Genomic DNA, 14,893 nt, shown 5'->3' on the forward strand with positions numbered 1-14,893 from the left:
GTCCGACCGCTGCCGCGCGGACGGCGACGTGTCCGTGTGGCCCGCCTGGGAAGTGCGGGAGTCCGCGTCGGGCGTCACGTCCTGGTTCAATGTCCGGCTGGCCTTCACCGACGGTGCCCGGGTCGATCTGCTCGCCGTGCTGTCGGAGGAGGCCCTGTCGATCGAGGACGTACGAGCCGAGCCGCCCCTCTCGCTGGACGACCTCGCGGTGGTCGCCGAGTGGATCGAGGAACCGCTGTCCGAGGCGTGCGGCAGCCGCCTCGGCTCCGGCCGCGACCAGGACCGGGAGAGTCAGGCCCGGCGCGCCCGCCCCGCCTGGCCGTGCGGCGCCGAGGGCCGTCTGCTGGTGGCGGAGGAGTACCGGGCGGCGCAGAAGGAGGGTGCGGACCCGGTGCTCGCCGTCATGGACGCCACTGGCCACAGCCGCCGCAAGTCCCTCAGGCTGATCGCCGGGGCGCGAGACGCGGGATTCCTGACACCTCGTCACGCCCGCCGCTGACCCCCGGGACCGGACGCCCGCTCGTGTTCCCTCGCGCGGGCCCGGCGTCCGGACCCGGCGGCACACCGCGCTCGGCGTCCCCCGCGGCCCGGCTACCTGGACGGGCCGGTCTCGGGCTCCGGATCGGTCGCGAAGAAGCGGGACAGATCCGTCTCGCGGGGGCCGTCCGACGCCTCGGCGTCCGGCGGCGCCCCCATCTCCCAGTCCAGCCGGTAGCGCTTGAAGAGTTCGGCCCGCAGCACCGGGACCTTCATCGGCACGCCCGGCACCAGCGCCGCGTAGACCGCGCCCATGAGCAGGGCGCGCAGCATCGGGTAGTCGGCCGAGACCTGCTGCGACCCGTAGCGTGCCACGGTGTCCCCGAGCAGTTCGGAGAGCCGCACCTGTTCGGGGCACTGGACGAAACCCTCGGCCTGGAGCAGCCCGGCCATGTGCTGCCGCATCAGTACCGGCTGATCCCGGGTCAGGCACAGGATCGCGTCGATGACCCGCGCCATCCGCTCCCGGCCGTCCTCGCTGCGCGGTTCGCGTTCGAGGGCTTCCTCCAGGGTGCGATGCATCAGCCGGTGCACCGCGGACTGGAGGAGCTGGCGTTTGCCGGGGAAGTAGTACGAGACGAGTCCGCGCGCCGATCCCGCGCGATCCGCGATGTCCCCGAGCGTCGTGGCGTCGTAACCACGCTCGCTCACCAGCTCGACCGCGGCTTGCAGCAAACGTTCCCGGGAACGCCGCCGCAACTCTTCATTGACCGAGGCGCTTCGCGGGGACATGCTGTAACTCCTGCGTTGACTGGCTGCCAGCCAACTATACTCAACGCGTTCGGATCCAGACCCTTCGCGGGTCGGTTCCGGGCTGCCGCCGACCTGGGGCGACGCGGGGGATCGCCTCAGGTCGGACGTGCGGCAGCGGGCGCCGGGGGAGTGCTGTCCGCTCCGCGGCCGTCCGCGGGCTTCATGGGCCGTGGTTCCCCGTCTCGGGTGTCTCGCTCATGACGCCCCGATGCGGGCGCCGGTGCGCGGAGAGGTAGGCGCGTCGCCAGTTGGTGACCATGTACCAGCCGACCGACAGGCTCAGCAGCACATTGCCGACGAGGGTCTCCCTGTCGTCGCTGCGAACCGTGTTGAGGAGACCGGCGGCGGTGACGCAGGTGAGGAAGCCGGCGAGGAGGATCCAGAGCGCTGTCTTCATTACGGACCTCGGGACTGTATGACGGGGGCGCCAACTTAGCCATGGATCCCGAATTGCGAGGCGTTTGGCCTGTGTTGGCCAAAACTTGACCACATCGGCCCGCCTGGGGCCGGAAGCCACCGGTCTGGCGAAGCCCGTCCGGGGCGACGGGTGTCCGGAGCCCTTGGCGCCGGCACGTCAGTCCGTGTCCACCAGATCGAGTACCGGCCGCAGTCCGTCCGGGCGGTCCGCCGCCGGCAGGTGGTCGACGAAATACAAGGCGCAGCCCAGGGCCGCCGCACCGCCGTCCGCCGTGCGGTCGTCGCCGACCATCAGGGTGTTCCCCGGGGCGATGCCGAGTTCGGCGCAGGCGGTCGCGAAGAGCCGCGGATCCGGTTTCTGGACGCCGTGCTCGTACGACAGGACATAGGTTCCGACGAACGGGTCGAGGCCGTGTTCGCGGAAGACGGGCCGCAGGTCCCAGCCGATGTTGCTGACCACCCCGACGGCGAGACCCCGCTCGCGGAGCGCGCCGAGCACCTCGGCGGCGTCGGGGTAGGGCTTCCAGGCGGCGGGCCGCATCTGGCGCTCGTACAGCGCGTCGTGCAGAGCGGGATCGGGCAGCGACACCTGCCGGGACAGACCGGTGAACGCCGCCCTGTGCTGCTCGGCACCGCGGTCGCGGTTCTCCCACAGGGTGACGAGGTGATCCGGCACCGGGCGCGACGGACGGGCTCCGCCCGCGAGTGCGCCCGCCGCCTCCAGAGCGCGCGCCTTCTCGGCCAGCTCCGGCTCCGGGAGCGGGTGACCGGTCTCCGCGAGCACCGCGCGCAGCCATGATTCCGTGTCCTCGACGCGGAAGAGGGTCCCGGAGAAGTCGAAGAGCACACCGTTGAAGGTCATGCGGGAGATCTTTCGCGGGGCGTCCCGCGGTGGTCAAGGAGTCCCGGTCCCGCGAACCCCGCACGGGAGTCCGAGGTGCCGCCGACCGGGCCAACGGCCCGGCGGGACCGACCGGGCCGGCCTAACCCAGTGCTCGCAGGCCCGGTACGAACGCCACGAGGACCGGGACCACCGGCACCAGCGCGGCCGCGGCCGTCAGTTGCAGCCGACGGGCCGTCGTGAGCCGGTCCCGGGGAGTCAGGAGGCGGTCCACGCGCTGCGGGACATGGGCGCCCGGGGCCTGTCCGGGTCCGAACACGCCTCGGTCCTCGTTGAGTTCGACCAGGGCGAGAGCGATCGTCAGCCGGCCGAAGCGACGCGACGCCACGTCGTCGGCGGCGAGTTCGACCAGTCGGTGCATCTCGTCGCGGAACGCGGCGAACACGGGAACCTGCGGGAACCCGTTGGCCAGCGCGGCCGAACAGTGCAGCAGCCAGTCGTGCCGGGCCCGCGCGTGTCCCTGCTCATGGGCCAGTACGGCATCGAGCTGACGTCCCTTGAGGCGGCGCAACGCGGCGGTGGTGATGACCAGTTGGGGAGCCGTGCCGGGCAGCCACCAGGCGTCGGGGCGCTCTCCCTCCAGTACCACCAGACGATCCGCGCCGGACTCCTCGCCGGGCAACAGCGGGGCCCGCACCAGGAGTTCGGACCGGCTCTGCCGACGGCGCAGCCGTGCCCGCACGATCTCGCGCGCCAGCATCGCCGCGGTCCAGGCGCCGCCGCACGCGAGTGCCACGGCCGTGGCTGCGGGCCAGGGACCGCCGGCACTCGGCGCGTAGGCGTCGACGACCGACGCCGGTGCGCCGCCGAAGACATGGCCGCGCACGGCCACCCAGGCGGCGGACGCGCTCAGCGTCATCGACAGGACGCAGCACAGCAGCACGGCCGCCACCACGCACTGCCACACCCACAGGGCGACCACGGGTTCCCGGTCCGGCCAGTCGGCCCGTGCGAGCAGTCGCGGAGCGACCACGGAGGCAAGGGCGCCGAGCAGCAACAGTGCCGCGGGGACCATCATGGCCGAAGCCTATGAGCGGGGCCCGCCGCTGGATACGGTCAGCGACCCCAAGTGACGTACGCCACGGGTTCGTACCGCGCCCGGACTCCCTCCCGGGCGCCCCCGGCCTCGGAGCGTGACCGCGCGTCAGGGGCGCGGCCCCGGGCCTCCGGAAGCCGGAGCGCGACCGACGTCAGAGCGTGACCAGCATCGCCAGCATCGCGATCCCCATCGACAGGCGGCAGGCCTGGGAGAGTTCGGGGCGGTCGCCCCAGCCGACGACGCGTGGCGTCGGGCCCGACGCGACGGCCGCCGGCAGAAGACGGACGCCCGAGCGGAGTACGTAGCCGGTGAAGTACAGCAGGAGCACGCCGGTGAGGACGGGGGCGCCGGTGCCGCCGTGGACGTGGTGGGCCGGGGCGGTGGTCATCACCGCGGCCATGTAGACCATCGCGAGGGTGCCCATCAGATGGTGCAGATGGTGTCCGCCGCCGCGAGCCGTCCACAGCGCGCGCAGCGCGGCGACGCCGAAGACGGCCGCGCAGGCGAGCCAGGCCCAGCGCGGCGGCGTCACCACGGCCGCCGGTACGGCCATCGCGGCCATGCCGAACCCCATGAGCGCCTCGCCGCCCGCGGTGCGGCGCTGTTCCTCGACGGGGCTGCGCATGCGCAGCAGGCAGTAGGCCCCCGTCGCCGCGCACAGCGCGACGAGCAGCCAGCCGGGTGAAGCCGGTCCGTGCACCCGCGTACCTCCCCGCAAGACGATGTCGGACGCGCGACGCGGGACACGCGATGCCGGGCGGAGGGTGCCGGGCAGCGGTGCCGGACATCGGACGGTCGGTCAGGGCATGCCCCGGGCAGCCGGTGCGCATACGAGCGCAGGGTTGTACACGGGGGAGCGTGCGGGAGTGCACCGCAGGTGGGAGCCGCCTCGAGAAACTATTTTACAGATAAAACACCTGCTAAGGTTATCGTCATGAGCAGTGCGACCTCTCTCCGTCCCTCGCGCGCACGGCGGCTTCCGCTGGCCGGCGTGCTGCGCCTCGGCAGGCCCTCCGACATCTGGTTCAAGCCCGCCCTGAGCGTCGTCGTCGCGGTCGCCCCGCCGAATCTGACGCTACTGGCGCTCGGCCGGCTGGACCTGGCGATGTACACCATGGCCGGGTCCCTCTGCGCGCTCTACGCCCACAGCCGCCCGTACGCCGCACGGGCCCGAGTCCTCGCCTGGGTGGTCGCCGGAATGCTCGGCGGACTCGGCGTCGCGCTCGTCACGGCCTCGCTCACCACGAACGCCGTCGTGCTGGTCACCGTCGGCGCGCTGCTGACCGCCGCCCAGAAGGCCCTGTGCGACGCCACGCGCATCGGCCCACCGGGGCATGTCGTCCTCGCCTTCATCTCCTCGGCGTCCCTGTTCGTGCCGCAGAGCCCCGGCCAGGTGCCGGGCCACCTCGCGCTGGGCGCGGCGGCGGGAGCCTGGGCCTGGATCGTCGGCATGGCCCCCGGGCTCGTGCGCCCGCACGGCCCGGAACGGCGTGCCACCGCGCACGCGCTGAACGCCGCCGCCGTGTCCGTCGGGGCCCCTGCCGACGCCCGTGCCCGCGCCGCCGCGGCCGCCGCCGTGCACACCGCCTGGCAGTCGCTGCTGTCCACGGAAGCCCGTTCCGCGCCCCGACGCGCTCTCGAACGGCTCGTCGTACGGGCCGAGGTCGCGCTCGCCGCACCCGCCGGGACCGATGCCCAGCGGCTGCGCGGCTGGGCCCGCGAACTGTCCGGCACCGGACCCGTCCCGCGCCCCGACGGACTCGGCGACGCCGCGGACGAACTCCTCGGCGTCGAGGCCGCCCTCGCCTTCGGGGAACCGCCCCTGCTCGCCCGGCTCGGCCCGCTCGCCCCCATCGCCCTGCGCACCGCGCTCGGCTGCGCCCTCGCCGGATACGCCTCGCTCGCGCTCGGCGTCGGCCGCCCCTACTGGGCCCTCGTCACCGCCGCCTCCCTCTACCAGGCCAACGTCACCCTGACCTGGAGCCGCGGTGTCCAGCGTGTGACCGGCAACCTCCTCGGCGTCGCGGCCTTCGCCGTCCTCCTCCCGCTCGCCCACGCCGGCCGGGCGGCCCTCGTCCTGTGCTGCCTCGCCCTGAACTTCGGCGCCGAGGCACTGATCGGCCGCAACTACTGGCTCGGCAGCGTCTGTGTGACCCCCATGGCCCTGCTGATCACCGAGTTCGCGCACTCCCAGCAGCCCGGAGAGCTGATGACCGACCGGGTCCTGGACACCCTCGTGGGCGCGCTGGTCGGCTTCCTCGCGGCCGTCGCCGTGACCAACCGGCGGGCCGGCGACCGTATCGAAGAGGCGCTCGCCGCGGTGGGGCGGGCCCAGGAACACGCCGCCGGACTGCTCGCCGAGGAGCGGCCCGAGCCCGGCGCCCTGGAGTCGGCCCGCCGCGGTCTGTCCGCCGCCGTCGTGCACCTGCGCTCCGCCGCGGACGCCGCGTCGGGCGAATGGTGGAGGCGCGCCCTGCCGGAGGAGCGGGTGATGCGGGCCGAACAGGCCGGACACCGTACGCTCGCCGCGACGGTACGACGCCAGGGACTGCACTGCTGGGAGGGCGCACAGGCATGACGACAGCGGACGGGCGGAGAGCGGCGGACGGCGACCCGACGCCGGACGATGATCCGACTCCGGCGCCCGGCGACAAGGCGGTGGCCGACACGGTGGCGGCCGTCGTCCGTCAGTGGGAGAACGTGCGGCCCGATCTCGACACCGGGCCCATGGAGGTGATCGGGCGGGTCAACCGCTGTGCCGCGCTGCTCCAGCAGGCCGAGGACGCGCCGCTGCGCCGGGCCGGGCTCACCCGCCCCGAGTTCGACGTGCTCGGGACGCTGCGCCGCACCGGACACGAGCTGACCCCCAGCGACATCGCCCGCGAGACCTTCTCCTCGGGTGCCGCCGTCACCAAGCGGCTCAAGCAGCTGACCGAACGCGGCCTCGTCGAGCGGCGCGGCGACACCCGTGACCGCCGCGTCGCGCACGTCCGGCTGACCGATGCCGGACGGGACCTGGTCGACTCCGTCCTTCCCGACCAACTCGCCTACGAGACCGTGGTCCTGTCCGGCATCGAGCGGGAACGTCAGCGTGAACTCGCTTGCCTCCTGGGCGAGTTGCTCGGGCAGTTGGAGGGCCGGCTGAGACTGCCGCGCGCCTGACGCCGACCGGAGGGGGCCGTCGTTCCGGCCGGGGTCAGTGCTTCTCGCCCTCCGAGTAGATGCCGAAGGCCGCGCCCTGCCGGTCCCGGGCGACGGCCAGGCGCCGGCTGCCACCCGGCTGCGAGACGGGCTCCATCAGCAGGTGGCCGTCCGCCATGAGGACCGCGTTCGCCGTGGCGTCCACGTCCTCGACGGCGAAGTAGGGCAGCCAGTGCGAGGGCACCTCGTGCGCGAAGTTCTCGTCCATCGTGACCATGCCGCCGAAGTCGGCGCCGTCGACGCCCCACTGCGGGTAGTGCTCCGAGGGTCTCACGGTCCAGCCGAACACCGTCGTGTAGAACTCGGTCACCCGGTCCGGGGCCCGGGTCAGGAGTTCCACCCAGCCGAGCGCGCCGGGCGCGTTGAACAGCCCCGCCCCGGAGAAGGCCCGCGCCTGCCACATCTGGAACACGGCGCCGCCCGGGTCGAAGGCGACCGCGAAACGGCCCACGTCCAGCACGTCCATCGGGGCCAGGGCGAGGGTTCCGCCGGCGGCCTGCACGGCCGCCGCGGTCGCGTCCACGTCGGTGACGGCGAACGACACGTTCCAGGCGACGGGCTGCGACTCCTGGTAGATCGGGGTGATCGCCGCGACGGCCGCGTCCCCCAGGTGCGCGACGGTGTAGCCGCCCGCCTCCTGACGCGGGTCCGTCTCCGGGCGCCAGCCGAACAGATCGGCGTAGAAGGCCTTGGCGCCCTCCAGGTCGTCGGTACCGAGCTCCGTCCAGCAGGGTCCGCCGGGCACCGGCCTGTCGAGCTTCATGACGTTCCTTCCGCAGCGAGCCCCCTCAGCACGCTAAGCCTGCCGTGCGGCACCGGCCATCCGGACACCGGTTCCGGATGCCGCGACGGTCCCGTGGCCGTCCCCGTGCGCCGGGGACGCGGGGCACCCCGGGCCCGTACACCGGTGGTGCGGGACGATCCGCGGGTCCGGCGGGCCCGTTCGGCCGGGGACTCAGGGCCGGTGGCGCAGCGGATGATCGGCCGGGATCTCGACGATCACGATCTCGGTCCCGTCCGGGTCCGCGATCCACATCTCGATCAGTCCCCACGGCTCCCGCACCGGCCCCCGCAGCACCTCGACGCCGGCGGCCGTCAGTTCCTCGTGGGCCGCCGCCGTGTCCGCGACCTGGAGCCACAGTTTCAGTGCCGGGGAGGGCGGTGTCCCGGAGCGTCCGGCGACCTCCAGGAAGCCACCGCCGAGGAAGTACACGGTCCCGCGCTCGGGGCCCGTACCGAACTCGCGGTAGACGGCGAGGCCGAGCTGTTCACCGTAGAAGACGCGCGAGCGTTCCGGGTCGGTCGGACGCAGAAGAGTCCGGCTGCTCAGTACATGCACCATGCGTCCGGAGCCTACGGCCTGTGTGTGGTGCGCACATCGCCGTCGTGCCGTCCGGGGCACGGCGGCATACCCCGCGACCGGCCGGCCGGACGGTCCCGGGGGCGCGTTACGCTCGGGCGTGCCCAGCCGCGCCACCGATCGGAGAACCGCTGCCATGGAAACCGCCGCCGCCACCGGACCGACCTTCCGCGACGCCGTCGACAGCGATGTGGACGCCCTGGTCGCGCTGGTCGAATCGGCGTACCGAGGGGACTCCAGCCGGGTCGGCTGGACCACGGAGGCGGACATCCTCGACGGGCAGCGGACCGACGCCGACGCGGTCCGCGCCGTCGTCGAGGCACCCGACAGCCGCCTCCTGACCGTGGAGCGGGACGGCGCGCTCGTCGCCTGCTGTCAGCTGGAGCACCGCGGCGACCACGCCTACTTCGGCATGTTCGCGGTCAGTCCCGCGCTCCAGGGCGGCGGGCTCGGCAAGGTGATCATCGCCGAGGCGGAGCGGACCGTCCGCGAGGTGTGGGGCGCCACGGAGATGCACATGACCGTGATCTCCGTACGCGAGGACCTCATCGCCTGGTACGAGCGGCGCGGTTACCGCCGTACGGGACAGATGACGCCCTTCCCGTACGGCGACGAGCGCTTCGGTGTTCCCCAGCGCGACGACCTGCGTTTCGAACTGCTGGTCAAGCCGCTCGTCTAGGACCTGTCCGGGCCCGGGCCGCTCGGCGGGAACGTACCCGCCGTCGGCCGGGCCGCTCGGCGCGTCCTCGCCGAACGGCCCGTGCGTGTCGCCGCGGACGGCGCGGCGCGCTTCGTCCGGCTACGCCGTGAAGCGGCCTGTGCGCTTGATCTCGGGGTAGTCGGTCGTGGCGCCGTCCAGCTCCAGAGCGCGTACCAGCCGGAGGTGGTCCTGGGTGTTCACCACCCAGCCGATGATCTTCAGGTCGGCCTTGCGGGCGTGTTCGACGACCTCCAGGCTCAGCCTGCGGATGTTGAGGCAGACGGTCGCGGCGCCGGCCTCGACGGCGCGGTCCACCACGTCGGTGCCGTAGCGGCTGGCGATCAGCGCGGTGCGGACCCCCGGCACCAGCCGGGCGGTCTCGGCGATCGCCTCGTCGTGGAAGGACGACACCTCGACCCGCCCGACCAGGTCCTTGCGGTGCATCACCTCGGCCAGCGCCCTGGCCGCCGCCACGTCCTTGATCTCGGCCTGCAACGGCGTCCTGACCGCCTCCAGGACCTCCTCGAAGACGGGGACGCGCTCGCCGTGTCCCGCGTCCAGCGCGCGCAGCTCCGCGAGCGTCTTGTCGGCGATGGGCCCCGAGCCGTCGGTCGTACGGTCCACGTCGGCGTCGTGCATGACGACGAGGGCGCCGTCCTTGCTCAGGTGCAGATCGAGTTCGATGAGGTCGAGGCCCGCGTTCTGGGCGGCGATGAAGGAGCGGAGGGTGTTCTCGGGCTCGACACCCATCACTCCGCGATGACCGATGGTGAGGAAGTTCAAGATTCGACTCGCTTCCGTCGACGGCGGCTCGGCGCGCGCGTGGTTCCGGCGGGGCGGCCACGCGCCAGGCCGCAGCCTAATGGCCTGGCTGTGCTGTGTACCCGTTCCTACGCCGTCCAATGGGAGTGTCGGATTCACACGGCGCGGCGAGTGCCGCCCCCGGGCGCCGTACCGGGGGTGCGGACGCGCGAAGCGACCCCGCGGTCCCCTTCGTGACGAGGGCCACGCGTGCGCCGCCAGGGTGAGGGAAGCCGGAGGAGCGGGCGGCGACAGCCGCCGGCCGACGGGACGCTGGGATGCATGTCTCGCATCGACGGTGTCGAACAGGAAAAAGAGCGGTGAAGGTGGGGGGTGCGCAGGATAATCTCCCGGGTTCCCACTTGCGTAACGGAACCTCGCATACATACGGTGTCCATACGCGAGGTTTTCCTGTGGAGGATGGGACATGACGGAAGTTCTTGTGCAGGTGGGTTCGGAGGAGCGGGTTCCTCCCGTGGCCAGGGTGGTGGAGCACCCGGCATGGCCCGTGCTCAAGGCTGCCGTGGAGCAGATCCGGCCCTGGCAGTCCACGGACGGCTCCATCGACTTCGAGGCGGACGGCGCCCCCGCCGCCGCCGACGTCGAATCCGCCGTGCGCCGTGCGACGGAGGCGATAGACGAGCTCTCCCCGCTGCTGCCCCACGACGTCGCCTACCACGAGGCGCTCGTGAAGGACCTGCGCCGCTGGGCCGACGGCGGCTTCCAGGTGCCCGACTTCCTCGACTCGCTGCTGGCCTTCCAGCCCGCCGCGAAGCGTGAGGACGGCCTCCAGCACCTGGTCGTCTTCGCGATGTACACCCAGAACGGCAACCCGGACCGCAACCTCGAAGCGGTCGTGCTGCGCATGGTGTGGCCCGAATGGCTCTCCGAGCTGGAGCGCACCCGCTACGACAACCCGCTGTTCTGCGGCATCACCTTCGAGGACTTCACCGCGGGGTACGACACCAACTCCGCCGTCCTCTTCCCCGAGACGATCGCCGTGCGCGAGGCACCCGAGCGCTTCACCTGGGGTGGCATCTTCTGCGACCGCGAGGCCGCCCGCTTCCGCGCCGTCACCGACGCCGCCGTGGACACCCTGGGCCTCGAACTGCCCGAGGACATCGCGGCCATGGTCCACGACCAGGAGCGCTGCGAGAAGGCCTTCGTGCTCTGGGACATGGTCCACGACCGCACCCACAGCCACGGCGACCTGCCGTTCGACCCCTTCATGATCAAGCAGCGCCAGCCGTTCTGGATGTACGGCCTGGAGGAGCTGCGCTGTGACCTCACCGCCTTCAAGGAGGCCGTGAAGCTGGAGTCCGAGGGCAACGAGCACGGCCGCGACGTGCAGTACGCGGTGCTCTTCGACCGGATGTTCCGCTTCCCCGTCTCCGGCGACCGTGTCCGCAACTACGACGGTCTCGGCGGCCAGCTCCTCTTCGCCTACCTGCACAAGCACGACGTCGTCCGCTGGACCGACAACAAGCTGCACATCGACTGGCAGCGCGCCCCGCAGGTCACCAACCAGCTGTGCTCCGAGATCGAGGACCTCTACCGGGCCGGCATCGACCGCCCCAAGCTCGTCCACTGGTTCAAGGCCTACGAGCTGGTCTCCACCTACCTCGCCCCGCACCCGGGCTCCCGCTGGGCCAAGGGCCCGGACGCGCTCGACCTGTCGCAGCCGCCGCGCAAGCTCGTGGACGACGTGCTTCCGGACGAGTTTCCCCTGAGCATGTTCTATGAGGCGCTCTCCAAGAAGCTGAAGAACGTGATCGCCTCCACCAAGGGCATCACCGCGGCCGGCTCCGAGCGGGTCGCCGCGTGACCGACCGCGGTAGCGAGAACATTGCTCAGGAGGCGAAGACCATGGGGAACGGGGCTCTCAGCGGTGCGGTGATCGCGGTGGCGGGTGCGGGTGGACCCGCCGGCCGTGCGGCGCTGCTCAGGCTCGCCGAGGCGGGCGCGACCGTGATCGGCGCGGACAACGACCCGGAGCGGCTGGCGGAGGCCGTCGACGCGGCCCGTTACGCGCACGGCGGCTCCACCGTCGTCGGTGACACCGTCGATCTGCTGGACCTCCAGTCGACCCGCGACTGGTCCGCGCGCATCCAGAAGGACTTCGGCCGGGTGGACGGGCTCGTCCACCTCGTCGGCGGCTGGCGCGGCAGCGAGACCTTCACCAAGACGGTTCTCGACGACTGGGACCTGCTCGAACTCCTGCTGATCCGCACGGTGCAGCACACCACGCTCGCCTTCCACGAGGCGCTGCAGGCCAGCGACCGCGGCCGGTACGTGCTGATCAGCGCCGCCGGCGCGAGCAACCCCACCGCGGGCAACGCCGCCTACTCCGCGGCCAAGGCCGCCGCCGAGGCGTGGACCCTGGCCATGGGGGACTACTTCCGCAAGGCCGGCATCGCCGAGGGTGCGGAGGGCGCGACGTCCGCCGCTGCCATCCTGGTGGTGAAGGCGTTGGTGCACGACGCGATGCGCGCCGAGCGACCGAACGCGAAGTTCGCGGGCTTCACGGACGTCACGGAACTGGCCGAGGCCATCGTCGGAGTCTGGGACCGGCCCGCCGCCGAAGTGAACGGAAAGCGCCTGTGGCTGACCGAGAAGCCGTGAACCCTCCGAAGACCGACGCCCGGCGTCATCACGACCCGGCCGTCCGCGGCTTCGCCAGCGACAACTACGCGGGGGCCCACCCCGAGGTGCTCGCCGCCCTGGCCCTGGCCAACGGCGGGCACCAGGTCGCGTACGGCGAGGACGACTACACGGACAACCTGCAGGGGATCATCCGCAGCCACTTCGGTGCCGGCGCGGAGGCCTTCCCGGTCTTCAACGGCACCGGCGCGAACGTCGTCGCGCTCCAGGCGGTCACCGACCGCTGGGGCGCGGTGATCTGCGCCGAGAGCGCGCACATCAACGTCGACGAGGGCGGTGCCCCCGAGCGCATGGGCGGCCTCAAGCTGCTCACGGTGCCCACGCCCGACGGCAAGCTCACGCCCGAACTGATCGACAGGCAGGCGTTCGGCTGGGACGACGAGCACCGTGCGATGCCGCAGGTCGTCTCGATCACCCAGAACACCGAACTGGGCACGCTGTACACGCCCGGCGAGATCCGCGCGATCTGCGACCACGCCCACGCGCATGGCATGAAGGTGCACCTGGACGGGTCCCGGATATCCAACGCCGCCGCCTCCCTGGACGTCCCGATGCGGACGTTCACCAACGCGGTCGGCGTCGACATCCTGTCGCTGGGCGGCACCAAGAACGGCGCGCTGTTCGGCGAGGCGGTCGTCGTCCTCAACCAGGACGCCGTCAGCCACATGAAGCACCTGCGCAAGCTGTCCATGCAGCTCGCCTCGAAGATGCGCTTCGTGTCGGTGCAGTTGGAGGCGCTGCTGGCCAAGGATCTGTGGCTGCGCAACGCCCGGCACGCCAACGAGATGGCCCAGCGCCTCGCCGAGGGCGTCCGCGCCGTGCACGGAGTGGAGATCCTCTACCCGGTCCAGGCCAACGCGGTCTTCGCCCGGCTCCCGCACGACGTCAGCCTGCGGCTCCAGAAGCGCTACCGCTTCTACTTCTGGGACGAGAGCGCGGGCGACGTCCGCTGGATGTGCGCCTTCGACACGACCGAGGACGACGTCGACGGTTTCGTGGCGGCGCTCAAGGAAGAGATGGCTCAGCAGTAGCAGGACCGCACAGCATGCATAGATATGCGACAGCTCGAAAAGTTATTGATTTCGGGCGGTCGCATTCCTATGCTCTACGGGTATGGAGCTGATCCAGAGAACAAGCGACCTGTCCGCCTATCTGGCCGCCGACGAGGTTGTCGACCACGGTCATCCCCTCGTCCGCGAGACGGCCGCACGACTCGCCAGGGGATCCGTCGACTCGTATGCCTATGCGCGATCGGCGTTCGAATTCGTGCGGGACACCATCCCGCACTCGGTCGATTCCGGCGATCCGCGGGTCACCTGGCGCGCCTCCGACGTCCTGGAGCGGCGCACGGGCATCTGTCACGCCAAGGCGCACGCGCTGGCCGCGCTGCTGCGGGCCGAGGACATTCCCACCGCGTTCTGCTACCAGAAGTTCGAGGTGCTGCACGGTCTCGTCGCCGTACGTCTCGACGGCGCCTGGCACCGGCAGGACCCCCGGGGCAACAAGCCCGGTGTGGACGCCCGGTTCTCGCTCGACGGCGAACGGCTCGCCTTCACGCCCGACCCGGACAGTGGCGAACTGGACTATCCGGACCTGTACACCGAACCTCACCCGGCGGTGGTCGGCGCCATGAAGGCGGCCCCGGGCCGGGAGGCCCTGCTCCGGACGCTTCCCCTCGCGCTGTGAGGCGGGGGAAGCGTCCTTCGCGGTGAGGGGAAGGGGTCAGCGGGCCTCGGCCGCGCGCACCTCTTCCGGGGTCGGCGCGGTACCGCCGAGGTGGGCGGGCATCCACCAGGTGTCGTCCGGCCCCTTGGGGCGTACGGGATAGGCGCGCTGGGCCGATTCGAGCAGTTCCTGGACCCGCTCGCGCAGCCGCCGGGTGATGGCGCCCGCGTACTGGTCCTTCGGGGCCTCCACCGGCTCGCCGACCCGGATGGTGATCGGGGTGTGGCTGCGCTTGAAGTTGCGCGGGTGGCCCTTGGTCCACAGTCGCTGTGTGCCCCACAGAGCCATGGGGATGAGGGGGACGCCGGCCTCCTGGGCCATGCGCGCGGCACCGGACTTGAAGCTCTTCAGCGTGAACGACTGCGAGATCGTCGCCTCGGGGAAGACGCCGATGATCTCACCGGAACGCAGCGAATCCAGCGCGTGCTGGTACGCCGTCTCGCCCTGGGCACGGTCCACGGGAATGTGCTTCATGCCCCGCATCAGCGGACCGGAGATCTTGTGCCGGAAGACCGACTCCTTCGCCATGAAACGCACCAGGCGCTTCTGCGGCAGAGCGGCCAGGCCGTCGAAGATGAAGTCCAGATAGCTGATGTGGTTGCTGACCAGCACGGCGCCGCCCGAGCGCGGAATGTTCTCCGATCCCTTGCAGTCGATCTTGAGGTCCCACGCCTTGAAGAGCGTTTGGGCGAGGCCGACGACGGGGCGGTAGACAAGCTCTGCCATGGACGGGGTGGACCCTTCTCTCTGCCTGGGAAGGGGTCTCCCGGCGGGAAAGTTACGCTGCCGTAGGTTTAC

The 14,893-nt window shown here is 71.7% G+C and carries 17 protein-coding genes; 8 read left to right on the forward strand and 9 right to left on the reverse strand.

All coding sequences use genetic code 11. The annotated features are described in order from the left end of the window. Positions 1-28 precede the first annotated feature (28 nt). Positions 29-499, forward strand: coding sequence for a DUF6214 family protein (locus OG780_RS35880; protein WP_328458620.1), 471 nt, complete (start codon positions 29-31; stop codon positions 497-499). A gap of 92 nt (positions 500-591) precedes the next feature. On the opposite strand, the gene OG780_RS35885 is transcribed toward OG780_RS35880, so the two are convergent. The 5 genes from OG780_RS35885 to OG780_RS35905 all read right to left on the reverse strand — a co-directional run bounded on the left by OG780_RS35885 (position 592) and on the right by OG780_RS35905 (position 4,347). Beyond that, the gene (locus tag OG780_RS35885) at positions 592-1,269 is read right to left on the reverse strand and encodes a TetR/AcrR family transcriptional regulator (protein ID WP_328455236.1); all 678 of its coding nucleotides are present in this window, start codon (positions 1,267-1,269) and stop codon (positions 592-594) included. A 181-nt stretch (positions 1,270-1,450) separates the two neighbouring features. Then, a complete protein-coding gene (locus OG780_RS35890) occupies positions 1,451-1,687 on the reverse strand; it encodes a hypothetical protein (RefSeq protein WP_328455238.1) in 237 nt (78 codons plus the stop codon). Positions 1,688-1,864: 177 nt separating this feature from the next. Next, positions 1,865-2,569 (reverse strand): HAD family hydrolase, encoded by a 705-nt coding sequence (locus OG780_RS35895; protein WP_328455240.1) that lies wholly within the window; start codon positions 2,567-2,569, stop codon positions 1,865-1,867. 121 nt (positions 2,570-2,690) lie between these two features. After that, positions 2,691-3,626, reverse strand: a complete 936-nt coding sequence (locus OG780_RS35900) for a M56 family metallopeptidase (RefSeq protein WP_328455242.1) — start codon at positions 3,624-3,626, stop codon at positions 2,691-2,693. Positions 3,627-3,798: 172 nt separating this feature from the next. Then, complete coding sequence (locus OG780_RS35905; protein ID WP_328455244.1) at positions 3,799-4,347, reverse strand: DUF5134 domain-containing protein; 549 nt, start codon at positions 4,345-4,347, stop codon at positions 3,799-3,801. Between the two features lie 234 nt (positions 4,348-4,581). Between OG780_RS35905 and OG780_RS35910 the strand changes: the two genes are divergently transcribed. Beyond that, positions 4,582-6,225, forward strand: coding sequence for an FUSC family protein (locus OG780_RS35910; protein ID WP_328455246.1), 1,644 nt, complete (start codon positions 4,582-4,584; stop codon positions 6,223-6,225). Then, positions 6,222-6,809 carry a MarR family winged helix-turn-helix transcriptional regulator gene (locus OG780_RS35915; RefSeq protein WP_328455248.1) on the forward strand — a complete coding sequence of 196 codons (588 nt, stop codon included), beginning with the start codon at positions 6,222-6,224 and terminating at the stop codon, positions 6,807-6,809. The genes OG780_RS35910 and OG780_RS35915 overlap by 4 nt, the downstream gene beginning before the upstream one ends. 34 nt (positions 6,810-6,843) lie before the next feature. On the opposite strand, the gene OG780_RS35920 is transcribed toward OG780_RS35915, so the two are convergent. Further along, positions 6,844-7,611, reverse strand: coding sequence for a VOC family protein (locus OG780_RS35920; RefSeq protein ID WP_328455250.1), 768 nt, complete (start codon positions 7,609-7,611; stop codon positions 6,844-6,846). Between the two features lie 192 nt (positions 7,612-7,803). Then, complete coding sequence (locus OG780_RS35925) at positions 7,804-8,190, reverse strand: VOC family protein (RefSeq protein WP_328455252.1); 387 nt, start codon at positions 8,188-8,190, stop codon at positions 7,804-7,806. Between the two features lie 154 nt (positions 8,191-8,344). Here OG780_RS35925 and OG780_RS35930 point away from each other — a divergent pair, with 154 nt between their 5' ends. Next, positions 8,345-8,887: a GNAT family N-acetyltransferase gene (locus tag OG780_RS35930; RefSeq protein ID WP_328455254.1), complete on the forward strand. Its 543-nt coding sequence runs from the start codon at positions 8,345-8,347 to the stop codon at positions 8,885-8,887. Positions 8,888-9,007: 120 nt separating this feature from the next. Here the strand turns inward: OG780_RS35930 and OG780_RS35935 are convergent, their stop codons facing one another. Continuing rightward, the gene (locus OG780_RS35935) at positions 9,008-9,691 is read right to left on the reverse strand and encodes a glycerophosphodiester phosphodiesterase (protein WP_326789309.1); all 684 of its coding nucleotides are present in this window, start codon (positions 9,689-9,691) and stop codon (positions 9,008-9,010) included. Positions 9,692-10,136: 445 nt separating this feature from the next. On the opposite strand from OG780_RS35935, the gene OG780_RS35940 reads away from it, so the two are divergent. The 4 genes from OG780_RS35940 (at position 10,137) to OG780_RS35955 (ending at position 14,056) form a co-directional block, all read left to right on the forward strand. Then, entirely contained in the window at positions 10,137-11,534 is a 1,398-nt protein-coding gene (locus tag OG780_RS35940) for a DUF6421 family protein (RefSeq protein WP_328455257.1), read from the forward strand. Between the two features lie 41 nt (positions 11,535-11,575). Next, complete coding sequence (locus OG780_RS35945) at positions 11,576-12,331, forward strand: SDR family NAD(P)-dependent oxidoreductase (protein ID WP_328455259.1); 756 nt, start codon at positions 11,576-11,578, stop codon at positions 12,329-12,331. After that, on the forward strand, positions 12,328-13,401 hold the full coding sequence (locus OG780_RS35950) for a threonine aldolase family protein (RefSeq protein ID WP_328455261.1): 1,074 nt from the start codon (positions 12,328-12,330) through the stop codon (positions 13,399-13,401). The genes OG780_RS35945 and OG780_RS35950 overlap by 4 nt, the downstream gene beginning before the upstream one ends. Positions 13,402-13,483: 82 nt before the next feature. Continuing rightward, complete coding sequence (locus tag OG780_RS35955; protein WP_328455263.1) at positions 13,484-14,056, forward strand: transglutaminase domain-containing protein; 573 nt, start codon at positions 13,484-13,486, stop codon at positions 14,054-14,056. Positions 14,057-14,092: 36 nt separating this feature from the next. Here the strand turns inward: OG780_RS35955 and OG780_RS35960 are convergent, their stop codons facing one another. Continuing rightward, positions 14,093-14,821 (reverse strand): lysophospholipid acyltransferase family protein, encoded by a 729-nt coding sequence (locus OG780_RS35960; protein WP_328455265.1) that lies wholly within the window; start codon positions 14,819-14,821, stop codon positions 14,093-14,095. Positions 14,822-14,893 lie beyond the last annotated feature (72 nt).

Source organism: Streptomyces sp. NBC_00386 (genome assembly GCF_036063235.1).
In the GTDB taxonomy this organism is placed as follows: domain Bacteria; phylum Actinomycetota; class Actinomycetes; order Streptomycetales; family Streptomycetaceae; genus Streptomyces.

Bases quoted from the DNA above. Each gene is read 5' to 3' on its own strand.
- OG780_RS35885 (WP_328455236.1), bottom strand. From the start codon at position 1,269: ATGTCCCCGCGAAGCGCCTCGGTCAATGAAGAGTTGCGGCGGCGTTCC.
- OG780_RS35890 (WP_328455238.1), bottom strand. From the start codon at position 1,687: ATGAAGACAGCGCTCTGGATCCTCCTCGCCGGCTTCCTCACCTGCGTC.
- OG780_RS35895 (WP_328455240.1), bottom strand. From the start codon at position 2,569: ATGACCTTCAACGGTGTGCTCTTCGACTTCTCCGGGACCCTCTTCCGC.
- OG780_RS35900 (WP_328455242.1), bottom strand. From the start codon at position 3,626: ATGATGGTCCCCGCGGCACTGTTGCTGCTCGGCGCCCTTGCCTCCGTG.
- OG780_RS35910 (WP_328455246.1), top strand. From the start codon at position 4,582: ATGAGCAGTGCGACCTCTCTCCGTCCCTCGCGCGCACGGCGGCTTCCG.
- OG780_RS35915 (WP_328455248.1), top strand. From the start codon at position 6,222: ATGACGACAGCGGACGGGCGGAGAGCGGCGGACGGCGACCCGACGCCG.
- OG780_RS35920 (WP_328455250.1), bottom strand. From the start codon at position 7,611: ATGAAGCTCGACAGGCCGGTGCCCGGCGGACCCTGCTGGACGGAGCTC.
- OG780_RS35925 (WP_328455252.1), bottom strand. From the start codon at position 8,190: ATGGTGCATGTACTGAGCAGCCGGACTCTTCTGCGTCCGACCGACCCG.
- OG780_RS35930 (WP_328455254.1), top strand. From the start codon at position 8,345: ATGGAAACCGCCGCCGCCACCGGACCGACCTTCCGCGACGCCGTCGAC.
- OG780_RS35940 (WP_328455257.1), top strand. From the start codon at position 10,137: ATGACGGAAGTTCTTGTGCAGGTGGGTTCGGAGGAGCGGGTTCCTCCC.
- OG780_RS35945 (WP_328455259.1), top strand. From the start codon at position 11,576: ATGGGGAACGGGGCTCTCAGCGGTGCGGTGATCGCGGTGGCGGGTGCG.
- OG780_RS35955 (WP_328455263.1), top strand. From the start codon at position 13,484: ATGGAGCTGATCCAGAGAACAAGCGACCTGTCCGCCTATCTGGCCGCC.
- OG780_RS35960 (WP_328455265.1), bottom strand. From the start codon at position 14,821: ATGGCAGAGCTTGTCTACCGCCCCGTCGTCGGCCTCGCCCAAACGCTC.